The organism is Lysinibacillus sp. LK3 (genome assembly GCF_001043675.1).
GTDB lineage: Bacteria > Bacillota > Bacilli > Bacillales_A > Planococcaceae > Lysinibacillus > Lysinibacillus capsici.
This window is the reverse complement of sequence record NZ_LDUJ01000014.1, coordinates 84,690-105,576: the sequence shown is the minus strand read 5'-3', so window position 1 is coordinate 105,576 and position 20,887 is coordinate 84,690. Positions and strand designations below refer to the sequence as shown.

General features: G+C 35.6%; 20 protein-coding genes and 2 pseudogenes. 9 read left to right on the top strand and 13 right to left on the bottom strand.

What is annotated here, in order from left to right:
• Positions 1 to 40 precede the first annotated feature (40 nt).
• The 5 genes from VK91_RS08490 (at position 41) to VK91_RS08470 (ending at position 6,294) form a co-directional block, all read left to right on the top strand.
• Entirely contained in the window at positions 41 to 748 is a 708-nt protein-coding gene (locus VK91_RS08490) for a polysaccharide deacetylase family protein (RefSeq protein ID WP_048392175.1), read from the top strand.
• A gap of 132 nt (positions 749 to 880) precedes the next feature.
• Positions 881 to 1,468 carry a TetR/AcrR family transcriptional regulator gene (locus VK91_RS08485; protein ID WP_048392174.1) on the top strand — a complete coding sequence of 196 codons (588 nt, stop codon included), beginning with the start codon at positions 881 to 883 and terminating at the stop codon, positions 1,466 to 1,468.
• 22 nt (positions 1,469 to 1,490) lie between these two features.
• Complete coding sequence (locus VK91_RS08480) at positions 1,491 to 2,633, top strand: FAD-dependent monooxygenase (RefSeq protein WP_048392173.1); 1,143 nt, start codon at positions 1,491 to 1,493, stop codon at positions 2,631 to 2,633.
• A gap of 336 nt (positions 2,634 to 2,969) precedes the next feature.
• Positions 2,970 to 4,613 carry a pyridoxal-dependent decarboxylase gene (locus VK91_RS08475; RefSeq protein ID WP_048392172.1) on the top strand — a complete coding sequence of 548 codons (1,644 nt, stop codon included), beginning with the start codon at positions 2,970 to 2,972 and terminating at the stop codon, positions 4,611 to 4,613.
• Positions 4,597 to 6,294, top strand: a complete 1,698-nt coding sequence (locus VK91_RS08470; protein ID WP_048392171.1) for a methyl-accepting chemotaxis protein — start codon at positions 4,597 to 4,599, stop codon at positions 6,292 to 6,294. The genes VK91_RS08475 and VK91_RS08470 overlap by 17 nt, the downstream gene beginning before the upstream one ends.
• An 80-nt stretch (positions 6,295 to 6,374) precedes the next feature.
• Here VK91_RS08470 and VK91_RS08465 read toward each other — a convergent pair whose 3' ends face one another.
• The 7 genes from VK91_RS08465 to VK91_RS08435 form a co-directional block, all read right to left on the bottom strand.
• A complete protein-coding gene (locus VK91_RS08465) occupies positions 6,375 to 6,803 on the bottom strand; it encodes a GatB/YqeY domain-containing protein (protein ID WP_048392170.1) in 429 nt (142 codons plus the stop codon).
• A gap of 50 nt (positions 6,804 to 6,853) precedes the next feature.
• A complete protein-coding gene (locus VK91_RS08460) occupies positions 6,854 to 7,876 on the bottom strand; it encodes a DUF1835 domain-containing protein (RefSeq protein WP_048392169.1) in 1,023 nt (340 codons plus the stop codon).
• Positions 7,877 to 8,142: 266 nt separating this feature from the next.
• Complete coding sequence (locus tag VK91_RS08455) at positions 8,143 to 9,132, bottom strand: zinc-dependent alcohol dehydrogenase family protein (protein ID WP_048392168.1); 990 nt, start codon at positions 9,130 to 9,132, stop codon at positions 8,143 to 8,145.
• A gap of 18 nt (positions 9,133 to 9,150) precedes the next feature.
• The gene (locus VK91_RS08450; protein WP_036076278.1) at positions 9,151 to 9,561 is read right to left on the bottom strand and encodes a GNAT family N-acetyltransferase; all 411 of its coding nucleotides are present in this window, start codon (positions 9,559 to 9,561) and stop codon (positions 9,151 to 9,153) included.
• 69 nt (positions 9,562 to 9,630) lie between these two features.
• Positions 9,631 to 10,314 (bottom strand): VOC family protein, encoded by a 684-nt coding sequence (locus VK91_RS08445; protein ID WP_048392167.1) that lies wholly within the window; start codon positions 10,312 to 10,314, stop codon positions 9,631 to 9,633.
• A gap of 85 nt (positions 10,315 to 10,399) precedes the next feature.
• Positions 10,400 to 10,738, bottom strand: coding sequence for a cupin domain-containing protein (locus tag VK91_RS08440; RefSeq protein ID WP_048392166.1), 339 nt, complete (start codon positions 10,736 to 10,738; stop codon positions 10,400 to 10,402).
• 58 nt (positions 10,739 to 10,796) lie between these two features.
• Positions 10,797 to 11,549, bottom strand: a complete 753-nt coding sequence (locus VK91_RS08435; RefSeq protein ID WP_048392165.1) for an SMI1/KNR4 family protein — start codon at positions 11,547 to 11,549, stop codon at positions 10,797 to 10,799.
• A 149-nt stretch (positions 11,550 to 11,698) separates the two neighbouring features.
• Here VK91_RS08435 and VK91_RS08430 point away from each other — a divergent pair, with 149 nt between their 5' ends.
• From VK91_RS08430 to VK91_RS23200, 3 genes are all read left to right on the top strand, one after another.
• Positions 11,699 to 12,034: a hypothetical protein gene (locus tag VK91_RS08430; protein ID WP_048392164.1), complete on the top strand. Its 336-nt coding sequence runs from the start codon at positions 11,699 to 11,701 to the stop codon at positions 12,032 to 12,034.
• Positions 12,035 to 12,047: 13 nt separating this feature from the next.
• Positions 12,048 to 12,593, top strand: a complete 546-nt coding sequence (locus VK91_RS08425) for a GNAT family N-acetyltransferase (RefSeq protein ID WP_048392163.1) — start codon at positions 12,048 to 12,050, stop codon at positions 12,591 to 12,593.
• 356 nt (positions 12,594 to 12,949) lie between these two features.
• Entirely contained in the window at positions 12,950 to 13,084 is a 135-nt protein-coding gene (locus VK91_RS23200; RefSeq protein ID WP_004226973.1) for a hypothetical protein, read from the top strand.
• Between the two features lie 131 nt (positions 13,085 to 13,215).
• Here the strand turns inward: VK91_RS23200 and VK91_RS08420 are convergent, their stop codons facing one another.
• The 5 genes and pseudogenes from VK91_RS08420 to VK91_RS08400 form a co-directional block, all read right to left on the bottom strand.
• The gene (locus VK91_RS08420; RefSeq protein WP_048392162.1) at positions 13,216 to 14,079 is read right to left on the bottom strand and encodes a GH25 family lysozyme; all 864 of its coding nucleotides are present in this window, start codon (positions 14,077 to 14,079) and stop codon (positions 13,216 to 13,218) included.
• Between the two features lie 215 nt (positions 14,080 to 14,294).
• A complete protein-coding gene (locus VK91_RS08415) occupies positions 14,295 to 14,684 on the bottom strand; it encodes a tautomerase family protein (protein WP_036076271.1) in 390 nt (129 codons plus the stop codon).
• A 485-nt stretch (positions 14,685 to 15,169) separates the two neighbouring features.
• Positions 15,170 to 15,429 (bottom strand): annotated as a pseudogene (locus VK91_RS08410) (hypothetical protein).
• Between the two features lie 858 nt (positions 15,430 to 16,287).
• Positions 16,288 to 17,004: a hypothetical protein gene (locus VK91_RS08405; protein ID WP_048392161.1), complete on the bottom strand. Its 717-nt coding sequence runs from the start codon at positions 17,002 to 17,004 to the stop codon at positions 16,288 to 16,290.
• Positions 17,005 to 17,457: 453 nt separating this feature from the next.
• On the bottom strand, positions 17,458 to 17,931 hold the full coding sequence (locus tag VK91_RS08400) for a hypothetical protein (RefSeq protein ID WP_048392160.1): 474 nt from the start codon (positions 17,929 to 17,931) through the stop codon (positions 17,458 to 17,460).
• A gap of 337 nt (positions 17,932 to 18,268) precedes the next feature.
• Here VK91_RS08400 and VK91_RS23045 point away from each other — a divergent pair.
• A pseudogene (locus VK91_RS23045) lies at positions 18,269 to 18,841 on the top strand (site-specific integrase).
• A gap of 108 nt (positions 18,842 to 18,949) precedes the next feature.
• On the opposite strand, the gene lepA reads toward VK91_RS23045, so the two are convergent.
• Complete coding sequence (gene lepA, locus VK91_RS08395) at positions 18,950 to 20,776, bottom strand: translation elongation factor 4 (RefSeq protein WP_004226914.1); 1,827 nt, start codon at positions 20,774 to 20,776, stop codon at positions 18,950 to 18,952.
• Between the last annotated feature and the right edge of the window lie 111 nt (positions 20,777 to 20,887).

Here is a 20,887-nt window from a genome sequence, read left to right as displayed (position 1 = left end):
AAAACCATACATCTTTAGGGTGAAAGGGAGGACACAGTGAATGAAAAGGAAACTGGCTTATAGTGGAATCGGATTTATTTTGATCTTTGCATTAGCATTTTCAGCTTATAAATTAATGAATGCACGTGACTATCAATTATTTGGTCCTATTACCTCTCGGGTTGAAACTCAAGAAAAGGTGGTTGCATTGACATTTGATGACGGACCAACTGACAAAACTGGCTCTATTCTGTCGTTATTAGAGGACTACGAAGTAAAAGCCACTTTTTTTCTAATTGGACAGGATATCGAAGAACATCCAGAAGAGGCTAAAAAAATAGTGGAAGCAGGACACCAGATTGGTAATCATACGTATTCTCATAAACGTATGGTATTAAAAAGCCCCTCCTTTATTAAAAATGAAATAGAAAAAACAGATGCCCTTATTGCCAATATTGGCTATCAAGAAACACCCGTAGTAAGACCACCATATGGTAAAAAGTTAATCGGCTTTCCCTATTACTTAAATAAACATCAACGCGAGACCATTACATGGAACTTAGAGCCTGACACGTTCTTTACAAAGACAGAGGATAAAATAAATTATGTAAAGGAAAACATTCAACCAGGCTCCATTATTTTATTGCACCCTATGTATGATCAAACTGACAACGAACTACAGACAATAGAAGGAATTCTTCAGTCCCTTACGGATGAGGGCTATACATTTGTCACGATAGATGACCTGTTCAAATTTAAAGCGTCATGAGATTGTTTCATGTTTTTGAAAACTTTATGAATAAGCTAGACATATTATTGCAAAAAGTAATATTAAATATTATATTGACCATGGTCATATTTTGACTTTGGTCATTTTTTTATAAAGGAGCCCGTTTCAGAAATGCTAAGAGCAGAGCGTAAAAAAGAGTTAAAAGAGCAAATTTTTCTACAGGCTATTCAATTATTCAAGGAAAAAGGTTATGAGGCTGTAACCGTTCAGGAAATTGTTTCGGTATGTGGCATTGCTAAAGGTACTTTTTTCAATTATTTTTCAAGGAAAGATGACATTTTACTTTATTTAGGTACATCACAATTAGAAAAATTAACAAAACAATTAAATCATTATCACTATATAGAAAACCCTAAAGAGCTCATTTTAGTGTTATTGGGTGATTTATTGAAAAGGCTTACAGAGCATAGTGAGTTAATGAAGCTAGTTGTTATGGAAATTATGAAATCCTCCTATTTAGTTGAAAACGAATACAACAGTATTCAAAAGTTACAAAAAAGTATAGAAAGCATTGTTGAACAAGCAAAAATAAATGGCACTTTACAAAGTGAGCACGAAACACCTATTATCGCCTCTTCCATCATCAGCACATATTTCCACACATTATTATCTTGGTCTTTACAGCACAGTGAAGAAAAAGATATAGAAGCTTTGTTTGAAAAACATTTAGACATTGTTTGGAAAGGCATTAGTAAATAATTTAAAAGAATGGAGGATAAGAATGCGTAAAAAAATTATTGTAGTAGGCAGTGGAATAGCAGGTTTAAGTGTAGCTGTAGCTCTGCAGAAAATGGACATGGATGTATCAGTTTATGAAAGGGCTTCAAAACCAACTGTTGCAGGAGCTGGTATTATCATTGCACCAAACGCTTTAAAAGCTCTAGAGCCATTCGGGATAGCTCAAACAATTAAGGAAAGAGGCAAACCTAGTGATGGCTTCCATATCCTTTCAGAGCAAGGAAAGATGCTTAATAAACTTACGATTCCTTCTAGTTATCAATACATGTATTCCATCCACAGAAAGGATTTACATAATATTCTATTGTCAGCATTAAGGCCAAACACTGTTAATTGGGGCAAAAATTTTTCACATGTCATACAGGATTCGCAAGGCGTACAGGTGACATTCGAAGACAATAGTATTGTGACTGGCGACATTTTAATTGCTGCTGATGGGATTCATTCCCCTATTCGCAAGCAACTATTTCCCAATAGTTCGTATCGCTATGCTGGTTACACATGCTGGCGTGGCGTAATGGCTACAAAAGGAATACCCAATATTAAGGAATCATTTTTCGAAACATGGGGCTCCCAGGGGCGATTTGGGATAGTTCCATTACCAAATGATCAAGTCTATTGGTATGCTCTTGTCAATGCAAAGCCCAATGATGCTAATTATATAAAATTTACTACCACTGATTTATTTAATCATTTTAAAGAATATCATTTTCCAATACCAACTTTATTAAACAATACGGATGAACATCAAATGATCCACCGTGATGTGTTTGATATTGTACCAATGGATAAGTTCTATCATCATCGTACCGTTTTTATTGGGGATGCTGCGCATGCAGTTACACCCAACATGGGGCAAGGGGCATGTCAAGCAATCGAAGACGCACGAATATTAGCAGAATATCTTAATAAGTATGAAAATATCACTCAAGCATTTGCCAACTACAATGCCCATCGAAAAGAAAAAGTAAATACTATCTCTAAGCAATCATGGAATATTGGCAAAATGGCTCAGATGAATAATCGTTTTTTAATTAGCCTGAGAAATAAGTTATTAAAATTAACACCCCAAGTAATGATTCAAAAACAAGCACAGCATGTCTATAATTTTGAAACCACAAAATAAACAAACTATAACGAAATTCTTAAAATCTGCACTTTCTTTGTGCAGATTTTTTCTTTTAACTAGTCAAATAGATAAAAAGTAATAGCTCTTAAAGTTTTTCTTATAATAATATCATCATCCTTTTTCATTTTAAGATATTTCTTTAAAAATCAAGCTACAGTAACATAGTTAGAATTTGTCAATAAAACTTAGATTTTTCAGAAATGTCTATAAATATTTTTTCAGTAAAATATAATCACCATCTCTGCTAAAATATGCTATTATACCTTTAGTATAATGTCCTATTTTTATCAAAGTAAAAATAGAGGAAATATGAACTACAAAAGGATGATGAATATGCAAAATATCCAACAATTATTCCAGAGCGAAGATGGAAATATCCAACAAAGAGAGAATTTTTTGTCCCTATTAGAGAAAATTGTTTCCTCATTAGATGAATTAAAGAACCCAAATAAGACAACTCTTGGTCCAATGAAAGAGCGATCTGCTAATTTTTATCAAGAGCTTATGCAAGAGCATCAAGTGCCAACAACTGGGATCGGACTAGATCAAGTTGTAAAAGAATTGACACATTTAATGCAAGGACACCCTTATCATACACGTAACTTTGTAACAAATGTTTTACCGATGGCAAGTATTCCTGGAGTGTTAGGACAGTTTACAAATGCGCTATTGAATGGCAATAATTTATGGGATGTTTATGGTCCTGCTGCTGCTGAGTGTGAGGTTAAAGTAGTAGCAATGATGTCTAAATTAGTAGGCTATGATTATACGAAAAGTTTTGGCTATACTACATGGGGTGGACAAGGTGCTGTTTTTAGTGGACTTCGTCTTGCCATTGCAAAACAATTCCCTCAAGCAAAAGAAGATGGTGTTCCTACTAATTTATATTGCTTTGCTTCAGAGAATGCCCATTACAGTCTTTTAAAATCAGTAGAAGCCGTGGGTATCGGCAGTAAACATTTAGTGCGTGTAAAAGCAGGTAAAGATCATTCGATGGATGTAGAAGACTTACGTGCACGTATGACAGACGTCATCGAAAATGGTGGTATTCCTGTCTATGTAGTAGCGACAACAGGTGCTACTGATCAATTTGGTATTGATGATGTCCAAGCTATCAAAGAAGTCACAACAACCCTTGAGAAGAAATACAACTTACAACCAGTACATATTCATGCTGATTCGGCTTTAGGTGGTTTTTATGCCTTCTTCAATGATTATGATTTTAATAAAAACCCACTCCAATTCGAGTCAGAGGTTTTACAGGGATTAGCACAAATCCATGAACGTATGCAACATCTAGCCATTGCGGATAGCCTATGCTTTGATTTCCAAAAGCTTGGCCAAACACCTTATTTAACTAGTCTATTTTTAATTAAGGAAGGTAAAAGTTTACAGCTACTAGATATTGAGGACTTTGATACGCCATATGTAGGCAATCGTGGTTATGGCTCTTATCATACTGGCTATACATTAGAATGCTCTCGAATGGGTAGCTCCATTGCTATTTTTGCTGCATTGCAGGCATTCGGCAAAGAGGGCTATCAACAACTATTAGCTAATTATGTACGTGTGAATTTAGCATTCCGTGCTCAATTAGCTGCGAAAACGCCAATGCTACAGGTGGTTAATGAATCCAATATTGGGCCAGTCACAGCGTTTCGTTTATATCCAGATGGCATGAATTGGCAAGCTGAACAAGCTGGTCACTATACACAAGACCAAATAGAACACATAAACGGTATCAATGCTTCATTCTTTGAAATTATTGGAGAAGGTCGAGACGAAGTATTCTTTGGTGACACAACGCGTGTTTGCACGGTTAGTACTAGTGATACAACACAACAAGTACCAGTTGCAGCGGCAAAATTTTTCTCTATCTCACCTTATACGGAGACAGAACACATCTCTAATATGATTCATTTCTTACAGCAAAAGCTTAAAGTACTGGAGGCGTCCCACATTGCGTATCGTCACTAAATTTAAGAGTTCTTTACTCTACAAATATATTGCCAGTTTCACCATTCCAATAGCGATTATTTCCTTGCTCTTTAGTATTGTGTTATTTGCCGTTTCTTACCGCATTATTGACAACTTTGTTATTAAACAATTTGAATCTACTTTAGAGATTACATCGACAACGATTTTTGAAGATATTGAGAAAAATGATGTAAAGGCAGCGGATAATGGTAGCCCTGACAAATACAAAAAGCTTTTAGATCAATTGAATGCAACGGTTAAAAAATATGATGTTGAAAACGCCTATATCCTTTCTAAAGCAAATGGTAAGGAACATATCGTCGCTCTAAGTAATACCGACAATCATCAGCAAGATTATGTATTTAGTGAAGAAATGCATGAAGCCGTAGCTAGTGGTAACACACAAACAAGTGATATTTATAAGGATGAATATGGTATCCATAAATCCATTTTTATCCCATTTAAAGATACAGATATTATTTTCGGTTTAGATATGGATGCTTCCTTCATTTCTAAGCTTCAAACGGAAACACTTTGGATTTGTATTATTTTAACGATAGTATTTGTAATTTTTGGTATAATCGTTGCTTACTTTATTAGTGTAGGCATTACAAAGCCAATAAAAAAAATGACACGTTATGTTGGTCAAGTTGCACAGGGAGATTTGGCTGTTGAACCTCTTCACATAAAAGGTTCCAATGAAATTGCCCAGCTTTCATCAGGCATTGAAAACATGACGGAAGATTTACGTTCGTTAATTAAACAAATCGCTCAAAATGCTGAACAAGTGGCCGCAATGTCGGAGGAATTAACAGCAAGCTCTGAACAGACAAGTGCATCCATTCAGCAAATAACCTCTTCTATGCAAGAGGTTGCAGCGGGTTCAGAAAAGCAAACTTCTTCGATTGAAGAAGTGGATAGTCATATTACAACCATCTCTAACAAAATGTCAGAGGTAGTGACAAGTGTAACCGATGTAACAGATAAGGCATTCCAAGCATCTGCTATATCAGAAAAAGGCAACACAACAATCCAAGATGCTACTGAAAAAATGGCCGTAACATCTCAGGCTATACAAGAGTCAGCAGCTGTAGTAGAACGTTTAAGCACATACACAAATGAAATTGGGGATATTGTGACATTGATTACCCAAATTACAGATCAAACGAATTTACTTGCATTAAATGCTTCGATTGAGGCAGCGCGTGCAGGCGAACACGGTAAAGGCTTTGCAGTTGTAGCGGAGGAAGTCCGTAAATTAGCCGATCAATCTTTAGAGGCAACTAACAGTATTCGTACACGCATTGAAACGATTAAAGAAGAATCTGCACAAGCCGTCAAATCAATGGCTATCAGTAGCAGTAATCTTGCCGAAAGCTCAACAACATTCAATGCATCCGGAGAGGCATTTGCTGAAATTTATACCCAAGTCACTGCACTGACGAGAGAAATGAACCATGTCAATAACGTGATGTCCAATATCAATGAAGGTGTTAGCAGTATTGCTAGTTCTGTTGAACAAGTGGGGGTCGTAGCTGTTCAAGCTTCAGGCAATATTCAAAACGTAGCTGCTGCCTCTGAGGAGCAATCTGCAAGTATCGAAGAAATAACAGCTTCCTCTAATAACTTAGCTGAAATGGCTCAACAGCTCCGCAATATCATTCAAAAATTCCAGTTATAAAAATAACAAATCCGCTATGCACATTTTTGGCATAGCGGATTCTTCTTTCCATAAAAACTCTCCTACCAAAATGTAAAAGTTTAGGCAATAATATTTTTCACAACTTTTGAAATAACGGCACCTTCAGCCTGACCTGTCAGCAATGGTTTTGCAATTTTCATGGCTTCTCCCATGTTCATTCCTTTTCCAACACCCGCTGCCACTAATTTCTCTGCAATTTCTTCTTCTGATAATTGCTTTGGTAAAAAGGATCTCAAAAGTGTCAATTTGGCTTCCTCTTTTTCAATCAGGTCTGCTCGCCCAGCCGTTTGTGCACCTTCTAAAGCCTGATTTGTTTGTTTGACCTCTCGATTAATAATAGCTATTTCTTCGTCAGCTGTTAAAGCCTCTCCCTTTTCTTTTTCAGCTGAATCTAATGCTGACTTTAAAAGAGATAATACACCCTTCGCTAACGTATCTTTTTCTCTCATTGCCGTTTTTAATTGTTCAAATACTTCTGTTTTTAACAATGATCTCACTCCTTCTAACCGTCTATATCAAAAAAATTATATCATAAAAATCATGAAGGATTATAGTTCGTTGCATCTGCTAACTTTACTTTATAGTGTAATATTCCCTTTAACTCACCTTCATAAGAAAAAATGCCTTGCTGAATTAATTGACGCAGACGATAGTCAATCCATTCAGCCTCTCTCAATTCTTCCATATGCCCCAGTACCTCTCCAATTAACCTAGCTGCAACTTCGTAATGAATTTCCTCTTGTTCTTCCTGTAAACGTTTAGCACAGGTAATGATCAAGTCATCCTCTCTATCCTCATTATTATTTCCCCAAAGTTCATGATATTTCCATGTATGTATGCAATCGTAATCATCCATTAACAGATTTAGCCCTTCTTTGCATAGGGAGTGCCTCAATGCTTCTTTTAATGGCCATCTTTGGAAATGTTCATAAAAGTAAAGTAAATCCTCTGTGCTGACCTCTCCAGTCGATCTTGGATAATGATCCTCTGCTAACTGTGGTAAAGTATATAACTCATGAAATAACTGAAAAGTATCTAATACATAGATATCATTTGTTTTCTGTTCGAGCATCGCCAAAACGAGTCGAAGCCCTATTTGCTCATGAGCATTTTGACAAGTCCAAATCAGTATATCCTGATGAGGGGGGATATTTTTAATTTTCTCTATGGCTTCCTTCATCTCCCTCTCACATATGATCAATCCATCATCTTCTATTAGATAGCGCTGTTCCAACCATTGAAAACGAGCTTCAATTCCGTCCCTTGTATGTACATCTTTCAAAGGACCAACAGAAAAATTACCTGGCACAACAATAATCTCCTCGGACTTAGCATAGTCAGGATTACGAAAGGCTGCTTTCAAGCTCCCCCCAGGTGAATGACCGAATACAATATGCACCGTTTGTACCTTTGAAGGATCCTGCTCCTTAGCTTGCTGTAATAAAAACTGTAACATGCTATCTCTTGACTGTTCATTTATTAAAGTTAAAAGAAGCATCGACTTCGCATCAGCTTCACTCAATCGTTGTATTGACTGTTTTAGTTGGTTGATCTTCTCCATCATCTGTACTCCTTTATTTAAAAACACCTAACCTTATCATACCTCTTTATTACCTCAAATTACTAATTTAGTTAGTTTTAAAGATATGTTACTACTATTGCTAGTGAATTCTTTAATCTGGGCGGAGGCTCACTTCTTTTGAGCGACTTGCTCACTTTTTGGGGCAGGACAATGTATGAACTATTTTCTCCAGAGCTAAAAACACTCATGTCCCGATAAAAAAACATACTACACGTAGTAGCTCAACTACGACGGTAGTATGTTATTTAATCAACATTCGTTAAAAATACTTTTCCTTTTTTAGTTCCCTCAACAGCATCGATTGCCTTATGGATAGCCAATAATGGAAAACGAGCATGTACATTCATCATTTTTAAGGAGCCTTCCTGTACAAGGTGTATAAGTTGTTGCATCGTTTGTTGCCATTTTTCAATTGACGTCTGACGTTGCCAATGGCGTAAATGAAACATCCTCGCTTGTACCTTTGCTTCCTTCACAATGTTTGTCCAATTTACCTGAATACCCGATAAAAGACCAATAGCTAAAAAAATACCCTCGGGCTTTACGCAGAAGGCAAGCTGATTGCCAGCCTCTCCACCAATCGAATCAATTGCTGCATCTGCTCCCCTACCATTTGTTAATGCCATAACGGTTTCGTAAAGTGGCATATGAGAGGTATCAATGACAAAAGCTGCACCAAGTTGCAGTAATTCTTCAGTATGCTGATTACTTCGTGTCACAGCAATAAGTTGATAGCCTAGCAATTTCGCAAGTTGAGCATAGAGATGTCCAATGGCAGAGCCACAAGCATTTACTAATAAGACATCGTTTGATTGTAAATTAAGTACCTCTGAGCATGTTACGAAGGCTGTAATTGGATTAATATACATTTGTGATGCTGTAAAATCATTCATCGTGTCAGGAATAGTCACTGCAAAATCTGCTTGCGTTTTCACTACTTCCTGCCAAGTTCCCTCTCCCCGTAACGGTAATACGCGCTGACCAATAAGCCTTGGTGAAACAAGCGGTCCAACAGCTTCTATTATTCCTACTCCCTCATAGCCAGGGATGGTTGGTAAAGTGATTCTATGAGCATATTTCCCCCATATTGGTATTAAATCTGAGGGATTAATCGGTCTGGCTAGCATGCGAACAAGAATTTCTTGACCTTGAGGAGGCTCGATTGTTTTATTCTCTAGCCTTACAACCTCTTGCGGATTTCCAAATTCATAAATTTTTAGGCATTTTGCTTTCAACGATTCTAGCTCCTTTATTCATTCTGTATAGAACAACATCATACCAGGAGCATCTATTTCACGTTCCTTAAATCCAAGCTTCTGATAGAAAGGTTGTTTACCTTTGGCACAAAATAATTGAACCCATTTTATATTTTCTTTCTGACATTGCTCTAAAAGAGCATCCATCACCATTGTGCCAACTCCTTTTCGTTGATAATCAGGGTGCACCATCACATCACAGATAAATGTTTGATAGATACCATCAGAGATAATACGTCCATAGCCAATTAGATTGCCTTCATCATATATAGATGTACTGAACCAGCTATTACAAATAGCCTTGTATAATTGTTCATACGTATACTGCCCTTTTGCATTCCAGCCAGTTGTTTGGTGCAATGCTTTATACGAGTCTATCGTCGGATTTGTTTCTTTGATTATATACATATAACACCCTCCTTGTTTTGAATAAATATACAAAATAACACATATTTAATCAACAATAAGTTTATGATGTTAGAGTTGCAGAAGCTTTAATTGCCCTTCTTCATCCATATTTAATTGTAAAGCTTCGTCTATTTCAATACTAATCGGGCTGATAACTGCTTTCTTATCAGAAAAATACCACAGACGTCCACTCGGTCCTAATAGGATATTGGCTCCGTCTTCATAGTTTCCTAGAAAATTAAGGCCATCCAGTTGAATTTCCTTGTTTGCTATAGGGTTTATAGCATACTTCTTTAATTTTTCAGCAATTGTTTGAATGTCATCTGACGTTAAATTGATTTCTCCAATATGTAACACTTGCTCTACAGAAAAATTAACTTCAGCATGTTTCGGATTTATTTCCTGTCTTGCAATAAGCTCTACTATATTGCCTTCTGGATCGTAGAAATAGCATGCATATGCTTTTAAAAACTCAAAATAGACTTCATCCTGCCCCTCTGAATCCAGCAAGCCTACATGCTCTTCTGCCCAAATCTTTGCCTGTTGAAATAAGTTACTAGGAATATTTAATGCAAAATGATACTGCTTTGGCATTTTAGAAGGCATCTTTTCAAATGTCAACCTGCTTTCTCCCACGGCTATTGTAAAATAGTCAGCTGTTCTTTCTAACAATGTAAAACCTAACAGATCAACATAAAACTGCTCCATTTTTTGCATATCATGGACATATAATTTTACCTTCGTAATCTTCATCTTTAAGCACCCCTTTACACTCCCTACTATACAAGTAGCTGATAAGAATGGCTTCATGCAAAAGAATGAGTTTACTTTCGTATAGTTAAAGCAGCTCTCGGTCTCCCCTGCTATTTGGCTGCGATATCACGAGGAATTCAACATCTTCTTGTGAATCGTTTCGCATTTGATGTGGTAAATTTGGTGGTACTTCAATTCCGTCATGTTGCTTTAACTCAATTCTTTGGTCATTCAGTTCTATTGTAGCTGTGCCTGAAAGAACAAAGAAAAACTGCTGTGCATGATGGTGATAATGATTTACCTCAGCTGTTTGAGCAGGCATCCGCTCATGTATCACACTAAGCTCCCTATTTTGTACAAGATGCCAGCCATCACACTGTGCACCCCATTGATAGTGTTGTGCTAATGCTTTGTTAATTTTCATCCTTACACTTCCTTTCCTGCTTTAGAGGAGGGATATCCATCATTCTTGTTAATTTCCCTCATTCAATAAATTCAGCTAAGCTAATTTTCCTTTTTTGAAAATCTGCACGGATAGCCTGTAACTCGGCTTCTAACTTTAAGGCACCTGCTTCAACTCCCCTATAAATTACTAGCGGAGGCTGTTCTAAAGCCTTTCTCGCTTGTGAATAATCATAAGATAATAATTTTTTTAGCAACAATAATGTCTTTAGTTTATCTTTTCCGTCCCCAGTAATAGTTAGTTCATAGTATGCTACAGAACTTTCTTCAGGCAACATTTCTTCTAAACTAGGTGGAATCAGTACACTTTCAAGGAACAAAATTAAATTGTCATAAGCCATTGAAAAATGCCAATTGCCTGTCCCATGGGGAGCGGTAAAAACAGCCGTATCACCTCTTGATAGATCCAAACAATAGGGATCGCCTTCATCTGTTGCAATGACTAAATAATCATGTGGCCAATCCTCAATCATCTCATCTGTCACTGGATTATAATTATAGCCCTCCTGCCCACGTATTAAATCTCTTGCGCCATAGATATTTAGATTAATATAATCACCTGTAGCCCATGTAACCCTTTCAACAACATAATGTCTCAAAAAATAAACATACTCTGCTGGCAATGACCACCTACCATCCACAAATTGGCTAATATCCTTTTCTGAGTGATGATAAAAAACCATGGGATAGGCTGACTCCCGCTCCTGAAGCTCATCAATAAAATCACGCATTTGCTGTAATACTGCATCGACTTTCTTTTCTAAATCTTTCAATGGAATTCTCTCCTTTTGATGACCAAGTGTCTTTCTTGCATTTTAACATACCCCATCATTAACCAAATAAGGGGAACATGTTATAATCATTAAAATAGACTGGTAGTATGCATAACGTGAACAAAAATAACGGATGGGAGCGATCTGTCATGCAACATGCGAATGAACAGATATTACAGCAAGCCAACACGGAATTTTTGAAAGCACTTCGCTATTTAGATTATGGCAAGGTAAAACAAGGGGAAGTATGTCTCAAACAAGCCACCCATTTGGCAAATCTGCTGAATGACCATATCACATTTATTCGTGCTGCCATTTGTTATGGAGAGTTGCTATGGCACGCTGAAAAATATGATGCCTCCGATCATTGGTTACAGCTGGCACTTGATCGATTGACCGCAGTACAGCAAGATATAAATGACTTACTAGATGTGGATGTGCAACGAGCTCGATCCCTACTAAACCACCATCGACATCCATTATAAGGAGCAAGCAATCATGAAATTACTTATTAGACGTCCAGAACAGTCGGACATCCAGGCGTTACACGAATTCTTTGATCTTGTCATTCGGGATACTTATAAAAAAGAAGGAATTGCCGAGCTAGTGGACGATCAACAGGATGAATGGGAAACGAAAAAACAGTATGTAGCAATGGACTTAGAAAGCCAGGGCAAAAAAAGATTTTTCTGGTTAGCTTTAAATGATGAAACCAATGACATAATAGGCACTATCGAATGCGGTGCAGCCAACGAAATCATTCAACAAACGATCAAAGAGGAACTATTCAATTGTCTAGAAATCGGTACCGTTTTTGTTCATCCTAACTATCAAAATCGTGGGATCGGCACCATGCTACTACAGAAAATGCTCCTAACGTTAGAAAATCGAAGGGTTCCTAGTTTTTGTTTAGATAGTGGATATAAACAAGCGCAAATGATCTGGCAGAAGAAATTTGGACAGCCTGATTTTGTCCTTGAAAACTATTGGGGAGCAAATAGTCACCATATGATATGGAAACGAACACTACCATTTCGAATATAGAAGTAAAAAATGCTCTATCAGATTACACAAGAACCTCAATGTAAAAAACAAATCTTTAGTCAATAACATGCTTTATGCATACAATATAAAACACTTTCCCAAATGATTTACAGGGTGTTATTAGGAATTACACATAAGGTTCGTGGTTTAGGGTATGACAAATTACAATGAATACTCAGTATGATTTCCACTTAGCTTTCAAGTGTTACCATCTGGTGAAAATATCCTAATAACAATTTACGGGACTCTCGATATGTGGGATAAGACTCTAAAAAAGACTTTGGATCAGGATGATGATTGATAAGCAATAAAGAGATTATAAATGCTAATACTTATTATGTTTGGAGGGGAATGAAATGTTAAAATTCATTGATGATTTAGCTGGTGCGGTTTTCGATGTTTTTATGTTGTTTTGTTATTTCTTTGCAGGCGTAATAATTGTAGGAGTCCCCATTTTTTTATTAGCCAAGTTTTTCCTATTGTTTCACTAAATTTCAAACAGGTTGGTCGCACTATAAAAGGAATCACTATAAATAGTGATTCCTTTTATGACGAATACACTCAATATTAGGCTAAATATTTTGCTGCTAGTTCTCAGGTACTTATGGGCGAGAAAATGCTATTATTTAATAAATTTATCATAGAAACGTTTGAGCATCGTTGCCATTTGTTGTCTTGTGAGTGGATCTGTAGGATTCATACACTTGCCATCGCCTCGTATAACTCCCTCTTCAATGGCCCACTCCCAATCTTCTTTATGTGCTGGTGATACCATAGCATTTGATTTTATCCCAACTAATAACTCTTTCATTTCAGTAAGTTCCTGTTTTAGTTGTTTATTTTCTTTCTTTAATTCTTCATACTGAGACAATGATATTTCCTTCTTCTTATCAGTATCTGTGAACCAGGATAAAGACTTAGATCCATTTAATTGGTTTAAATCTACAGTTCCTTTAATACCTGCTACAATCCCTTTGTCTGTGTACTGCCATAAGTCACAGGCAAAGTTTGGCTTTAGTCCAGGTGAGCTAGAGCCACTATAGCGAGGAATCCACAGGAAATCATAATTTTTAACGGTATCCATCAGATAAGGTTTGTAAAAATGATGGCCTGTATATAGCCCGACTTTTACAGCCTTACTTTTTAAATAATCAATAAACACCTGTGTGCCTTGTACGATATTTTGGACACTAGCACCAAAGCTTTCTTCGATATCTACAACATAAAATAGCGGATTATAGTTTTTTGCTCTGTTATAGAAGTCTTTTGCTTGTTCCAATGCCTCAGTACCATTTTTAAAGGTAACATAAATATAAACACCAAAAGGTACCTTGTACTTCATACAAGCTTCTATATTTTGAACGTATTTACGGTCAATTGTGCTTGTACCATATTGAGTGCGGATGATAGCCAAATCAACATCTTTAACCGCTTCAGACCAATCAATATCTCCTTGATGATGTGAAATGTCTATGATATAACTCATACAATTTTCTCCTCCCTAAAAATAGTAAATAAATTGTGAATAGCGACAAACCCATTGCTTCAAGCATTATTTAGAATCATTCATTAAATAAAGTTATGTAGATTATTTTAGTCCTTATAGGTTCTTCATTTACCGATTTTTAGTGGTCAGATAATTAATAAGACAGAGCACATTTCACATAGTCGAATTAACTCTAAAAAATTAGCAGCTTTATATCAAATATTTACTTTGTAATTAAGTGCTAATTCATCCCCAGGTAACCCTCTTATTCCCCAATTATGTTTAGGCGTTTCAAAAATTGTAATTTCAACATCTTGAGGTGAAATATTTAATTTGTTATTTATGCGTTCAAATAGTAGCTTTACTAATTGTTTTTTAGCTTGAATCGTTCTACCTTCAAACATACTAATTTCTATTATTGTATATGATTCAGTTCTTTCACTTGCAAAATAAAAATCCTCTTTGTCCATAGGAAAAAAGCGATGAAATTTCTTATCTAATGGATATTCAAGTGCGTCCACCATACAAGAATGGATAATATTCGATAATGTTTCCTTAATGGGATTTAACCTTCCCTTAACACCATAAATTTTAATTTGTCCCAACGACCTCTCACCTTTCTTGACTTACTAATCTAAACTCAACTACCAAATACTGTTCTATAACGATATTATAAAATTCTTCAACATGACCATCAAGCTAATTCTATGCTTGGTTTCATTTAAACAATCACCCAATCTATTCATGAAACAAATGTGAACTATTTAAACCAACAATCCCAAAGTAATAACTCTACTTAACTGTGACCATAATTAACTGCAATACGCTGCAAGCTCAGGTAGAAACAGTTATCCAAATAGTACACATTCTGTTGTTCCAATCTGATAAAGAAATAGATATAAAATATATTATTGTTGATGACAAACTAACTTTTGAAGTTGTGGGTGCCTATATACCTTAAAGCTCCAGGAAATGAAAGAGAGAGTGAGAGAAGCTCAGGACATACTGTTGCTTCGTTAGTTTCTACACCACTACATTTAAATAAATGAAAAGGAAGAACCTTAAATTACTAAAAATTAACTACTCAATATTAAATAAGCACCTCATCATTACTATTCAATTTCAAAAATACCCAAACTTTATATCTACCTTCAATACTATTTTCTGTATAAACTCTACACTCTTTTATAGAAGCTGATCTAAAAGCAGCGAATAGGCTATTTTGTAATCTGGAGTATCATATCCGTTGTAAATTTTTCCATATATTTCATTTGCAATTGAATCTGCCCGGGTGTCAGCTTCATATAGAGTATCGAAAAGTATTTCTTCTCTGTTCCATTTAATAGTCATGTCATAAACTCCTACATAGTAATAGAAATAATCTAGATGAATGTATTGTTAGGGATTTTGAATTCCATATTTCAAAGCAAGTAGCTACGGAGCGTTTCGTAAAATCTTTAAATTGCACTTCGCTAATAATTTGATTTTTCTAAAAATTGAATAGATTGCAATTACAAAGGGCTATTAATATAAAATTATATGAAAGTACTATAAAATTATTTCTAATATTGAGAAAAGGTGGAAGTAATATGATTTCAATAAACAAATCATTCATATTAGCGGTGGTAATAGGGTTATACGTATATATAGCCAGTAAAAGTGAAAATAGCGTGCTTCTAAATTTTGTCATACTTTATATGATAATTTCAATAGTTTATTTATTATTTAGAAAAATTGAAAAAGAAAAAAGTAAGGAAAAATAACTTAATTAAAAGTAGGAGATTCGAGACCTTCGAAAACATTCACTGTAAACTTTCTGAAAAAAAGCAGAGGATAGTAGCCAAAACAAAAAATGCCCAAGTACTCAATAAAAACAAGTAACTGGGCATTATTATGACTAATTACTACGTTGTGTATGTATTATACCATTTTGAATAGTTAAATAATGGTTGTTTTGGAATCAAAGGAAGCACCAAATTTTATTCCGAAGTTCCTCTTTTTTATATGCATTTATCATATTACCGATTACCATTTTCATAAGCTCGCAGAAATGCTCATTATATTTTTCTTTATCTCTTAGTAGGCTCTGAACACTGTGACATGAAGGTGGAAGAAAACATTCAAGCCCCCATAACAGAGTGGTCTTAATTGGCAGGTTTCTAAACATCATTTCCATGAATAATTCAAGATTTTTATCAAATTCTTTTATTAATTTATGACCTCTTTAAAGCCTATTCGATGTATGATAAGACGATAGCCAGAGTATCCTTCTTCGTCTAGAAACTCCTCAAATTCTCCATAGACAATTATAGGTGTATTGTTTTTATAAGCGTTCTGCATGTTTCTGATAATTTTTTCTTTCACGTCAGGGTTAGCGCTCTGAAAGTGACAATTTATAAGCTCAGAGTATTTACTTAGATAAAAAGATAGAGTGCCATCACTATGTTTTTCGAGTCCATCTGGAGGATTACCGGCTGTCCACAATAAAGTTTTACGCATTGCATAATAAGCTTTCTCCATTCCTAATTCTGTAAGCATGACATTAATATATGTATCTTGCTCCTCAAAAGTAGAGTCCAGCTCTAACGTATCAAGACGTATTTCTCCTACGTTGTCATAATTTTCAAAACTAGAATCTTCTCCGTCTAAAATGTCCGACTCTTTAAGTTCTACTACAGTTGATTGATTTTCTCCGATAGCAGTATGCTCAGGTGGTGGAATCATATAAACTGAGCCGCCCCGTTCCTCTATTCTTTCTTTCGCTGCCTCCAGGCTGTCCTCACTGAACATAGACTCTACTAGTTCTTGCGTATGAATTTCCTTTTCAACTTCGCCCATAGACTCTTCTTCTGTCTCTGAACTACACCCTGCAATAATTACAAATAAAAGTGCGACAATTGTTATAATAACGCTTTGTATTTTCATATTACATACTCCTCCCTCTAGTTCAATTTTGTTCGAACTCTTTTAATAATACCTCAAATAAAGTTTATTTGGATAACTATTTCCATTTATTATAAAAGCCAATTCTCCAAATTAGGTCTATTTATATTTTTTGGAAGACTATCACTTATATTTAATCAATTATAAAAAGGTACTGAACGTTTTTTATATGGGGTTTCTTTTATATGAAATGCATGATTAGACTTCATATTAGACCGCTCCCCAGCCTTGCTCTAGGTTTGATGGGGAAAAATTTAAGACCACCCATTTGAACTGCACCCCAATTGTTAGACACATACAACAATTGGAGGTGCAGTTCAAATGAGCGCCTGGTCTTTATTTTGGTCACTGATTAAAAATTATTCAACTTTTATATTAAAGGCTTTATTATGTTCTATTAGTTAAATATCCTACTACATTGATTTTATTATAAACTCAAAATCTATTTGCCTCTGATATTAAGGTCTCTACAAATTCGTTAATTTGCTCCATTTTCACTTTTAAACATAGTGCAGGCCCAGTTTCTGATGCACTATGATTATTTCTCTCCCCTGCATCTAACACAAAAATTAGTCTATAATAAGGTTCCCATTCGTCTCTTTCATGTTCAGGTACTTGAAGAAAACCATTTCCAGGGTAATAATAAGAACCAAATAGTGGGATATGATAAATACATAAACCAGGATCATGGACCTCTAACATACTTAGATGTTTAGTATCAATTTGTCTTAGATCTTCTAATAATTTAAAAAAGTCTCTTCTCATACAAACTATTTCAGAACTTATTTCAGGAAAACTATGACCTGATCGAAATAGAATATTAAATTTCACACTAGATTCATTAACTAAAATTAAATTTATTTCAACTTCACAATTAGGTTGATCACTATAATCTTTTAATAAAGCCATAATTTAAACCCCTTTACACTATTAGCAATAGTTATATTAACTAAATTACAACAATCCACAGTGACTATACCATGGATTGTTGTAATGTTATATATGAATTACCTTTATACTGGATCTCCCGTAGTGCTTTTTTTACTTAATATCTCCTTGGTACTGCCAATTGCTTTTTAACCATTTCAATTTCTTTTCTTTTTGATTATATACTGTATCGATAACATCAGTATTTTTATTAAGTAGGACTGCATAATTTGATTCTATGTTTGTAAAAAAAAACCATTACCAATTAAGGTAACCGGCCCCTACTGTTAAGCGCTACGTTGTGCAATGATAATTTCTAATCCTTTTAAATCTCCATTTCCACTGCGGGTTGCGTGTAGGAGGAGTTTGTGGACTTGAATGGAAACACATAAATTTTGAAGAAATGACATTGGAGGTTGAACAACAATTAGTTGGTATTAAAGATGAAAATGGGAAAGCACAATGGCAACCTAGACCTCCAAAATCAAAGGCTGGTTATCGAACAATTCCATTTGGTAATATGCTCGCAGAAATGCTAAAACGTATTAAAAAAGCACAAATAGAAAATCAATTTAAAATATAGTAAGTTTTATCAAAAGGATTCTGAACATGATTATGTATGTAAAAAAAAAATGGCGAACATTGTACGCCAAGTGTAATTAAATATAATACTAGAAAAATAAGCGAAAAGTTAAATATTAGTTTTAACTATCATTCCTTACGCCACACACATGCTACAACTTTAATCGAAAATGGTACACCTGTTAAAACAGGACAAAAAAGATTAGGACATAGTCGAGCTACTGTAACAGAAGATCGCTATGTCCACCTCACTGAGAAAATGGCTAGAGATGCTGCGAACATCTTTGACTCATTTGCTCAAGATATATAAGAAAAGAATTTCTATTTTATTTTTTATGGTGGGGAATTGGTGGGGAACCCCACCAAATTGATATAAAATCAATTATTAAAAACCCCTATAAACCCTGTTATATCAATATTACTTCGAATCATCCATCTTCAGCACAGCCATGAATGCCTCTTGAGGGACTTCGACTGAGCCTACTTGTTTCATACGTTTTTTACCTTCTTTTTGTTTATCAAGAAGTTTTCGTTTACGGGAAATATCTCCACCATAACATTTCGCTAATACGTTTTTACGGATGGCTTTAATTGTTGAACGCGCCACGATTTTTTGTCCAACTGCTGCTTGAATTGGTACTTCAAATTGTTGGCGTGGGATTAATTCTTTTAATTTTTCTACGATGATTTTACCTCGATCGTAGGCAAAGTCACGGTGTACGATAAAGCTTAGGGCATCGACTTGCTCACCATTTAATAAAATATCCATTTTCACTAATTTCGATGGCTGGTAACCAATAAGTTCATAGTCAAATGATGCATAGCCCTTTGTATTTGATTTTAAATAGTCAAAGAAATCATAGACAATTTCTGATAATGGCATTTCATAAATAATACTTACACGCGATGTATCAATATAATCCATCGTCATGAAATTACCACGCTTCATTTGACAAAGTTCCATAACCGCTCCCACATAATCATTTGGTACCATGATTGTTGCTTTCACATATGGTTCCTCGACACGATCGATTTTTTGCGGGTCTGGCATAAAGGAAGGGTTATCGACTTTCAGCTCAGTACCATCTGTCATATGAACATTGTAAATTACGGAAGGTGCTGTTGTAATTAAGTCGATATTAAATTCACGCTCAATACGCTCCTGAATAATTTCCATATGTAGTAATCCTAAGAATCCACAGCGGAAACCAAAACCAAGTGCTTGCGATGTCTCTGGCTCATATTGTAGAGCAGAATCATTTAACTCTAGCTTTTCTAACGCTTCACGTAAATCGTTGTATTTGGCTGTATCAATTGGATACAAACCACAGTAGACCATTGGGTTCAAACGGCGATAACCAGCTAATGGCTCAGCTGCAGGACGATTTGCATAGGTTACAGTATCCCCTACACGTGTGTCCCCTACATTTTTGATAGATGCGGTTAAATAACCTACATCACCCACTGTTAACTCAGCCTGTGGCACAACTTTTGGTGTATGTACCCCAACTTCAATAACTTCGAATTCCGCACCTGTTGCCATCATACGAATTTTATCGCCAGGCTTGACAGTACCATTGATGACACGAATCGAAATGATAACACCTTTATAAGCATCATAAACAGAGTCAAAAATTAAAGCTTGTAGTGGTGCATCTGGATCACCAGTTGGCGCTGGTACCTTCTCTACGATTTGCTCTAAAATATCCTCGATACCAATACCTGCTTTCGCAGACGCTAATACTGCTTCAGATGCATCTAATCCAATAACGTCTTCTACTTCTTGACGTACACGTTCAGGGTCAGCTGCAGGTAAATCAATTTTATTGATTACAGGTAAAATTTCTAAATCATTGTCAAGTGCTAAGTAAACATTTGCTAGTGTTTGTGCTTCAATACCTTGTGCTGCGTCCACAACTAATATGGCACCCTCACAAGCAGCTAAACTACGTGATACTTCATATGTGAAATCGACGTGTCCTGGTGTGTCGATTAAATGAAATGTATACACTTCGCCGTCTTTTGCTTCGTACTTTAATTGAACTGCATTTAACTTAATTGTAATGCCTCGCTCACGCTCTAAATCCATTGAGTCGAGGAGCTGTGCCTTCATCTCACGGGAAGTTAAAGATTTTGTTTGCTCTAAAATACGGTCAGCAAGCGTTGATTTCCCATGGTCAATATGTGCAATAATAGAGAAATTTCGTATATTCTCTTGTCGTTTTAAACGTGCTTCTCGGTTCATCTTTTCCACTCCTAATTAAACTATAATGAATTATACTATGAACATAACGCAAAGTACAACAGCAACTAGACTTGAAAGCCTATAATATCAATACTTTCAGTGTTTCATGTC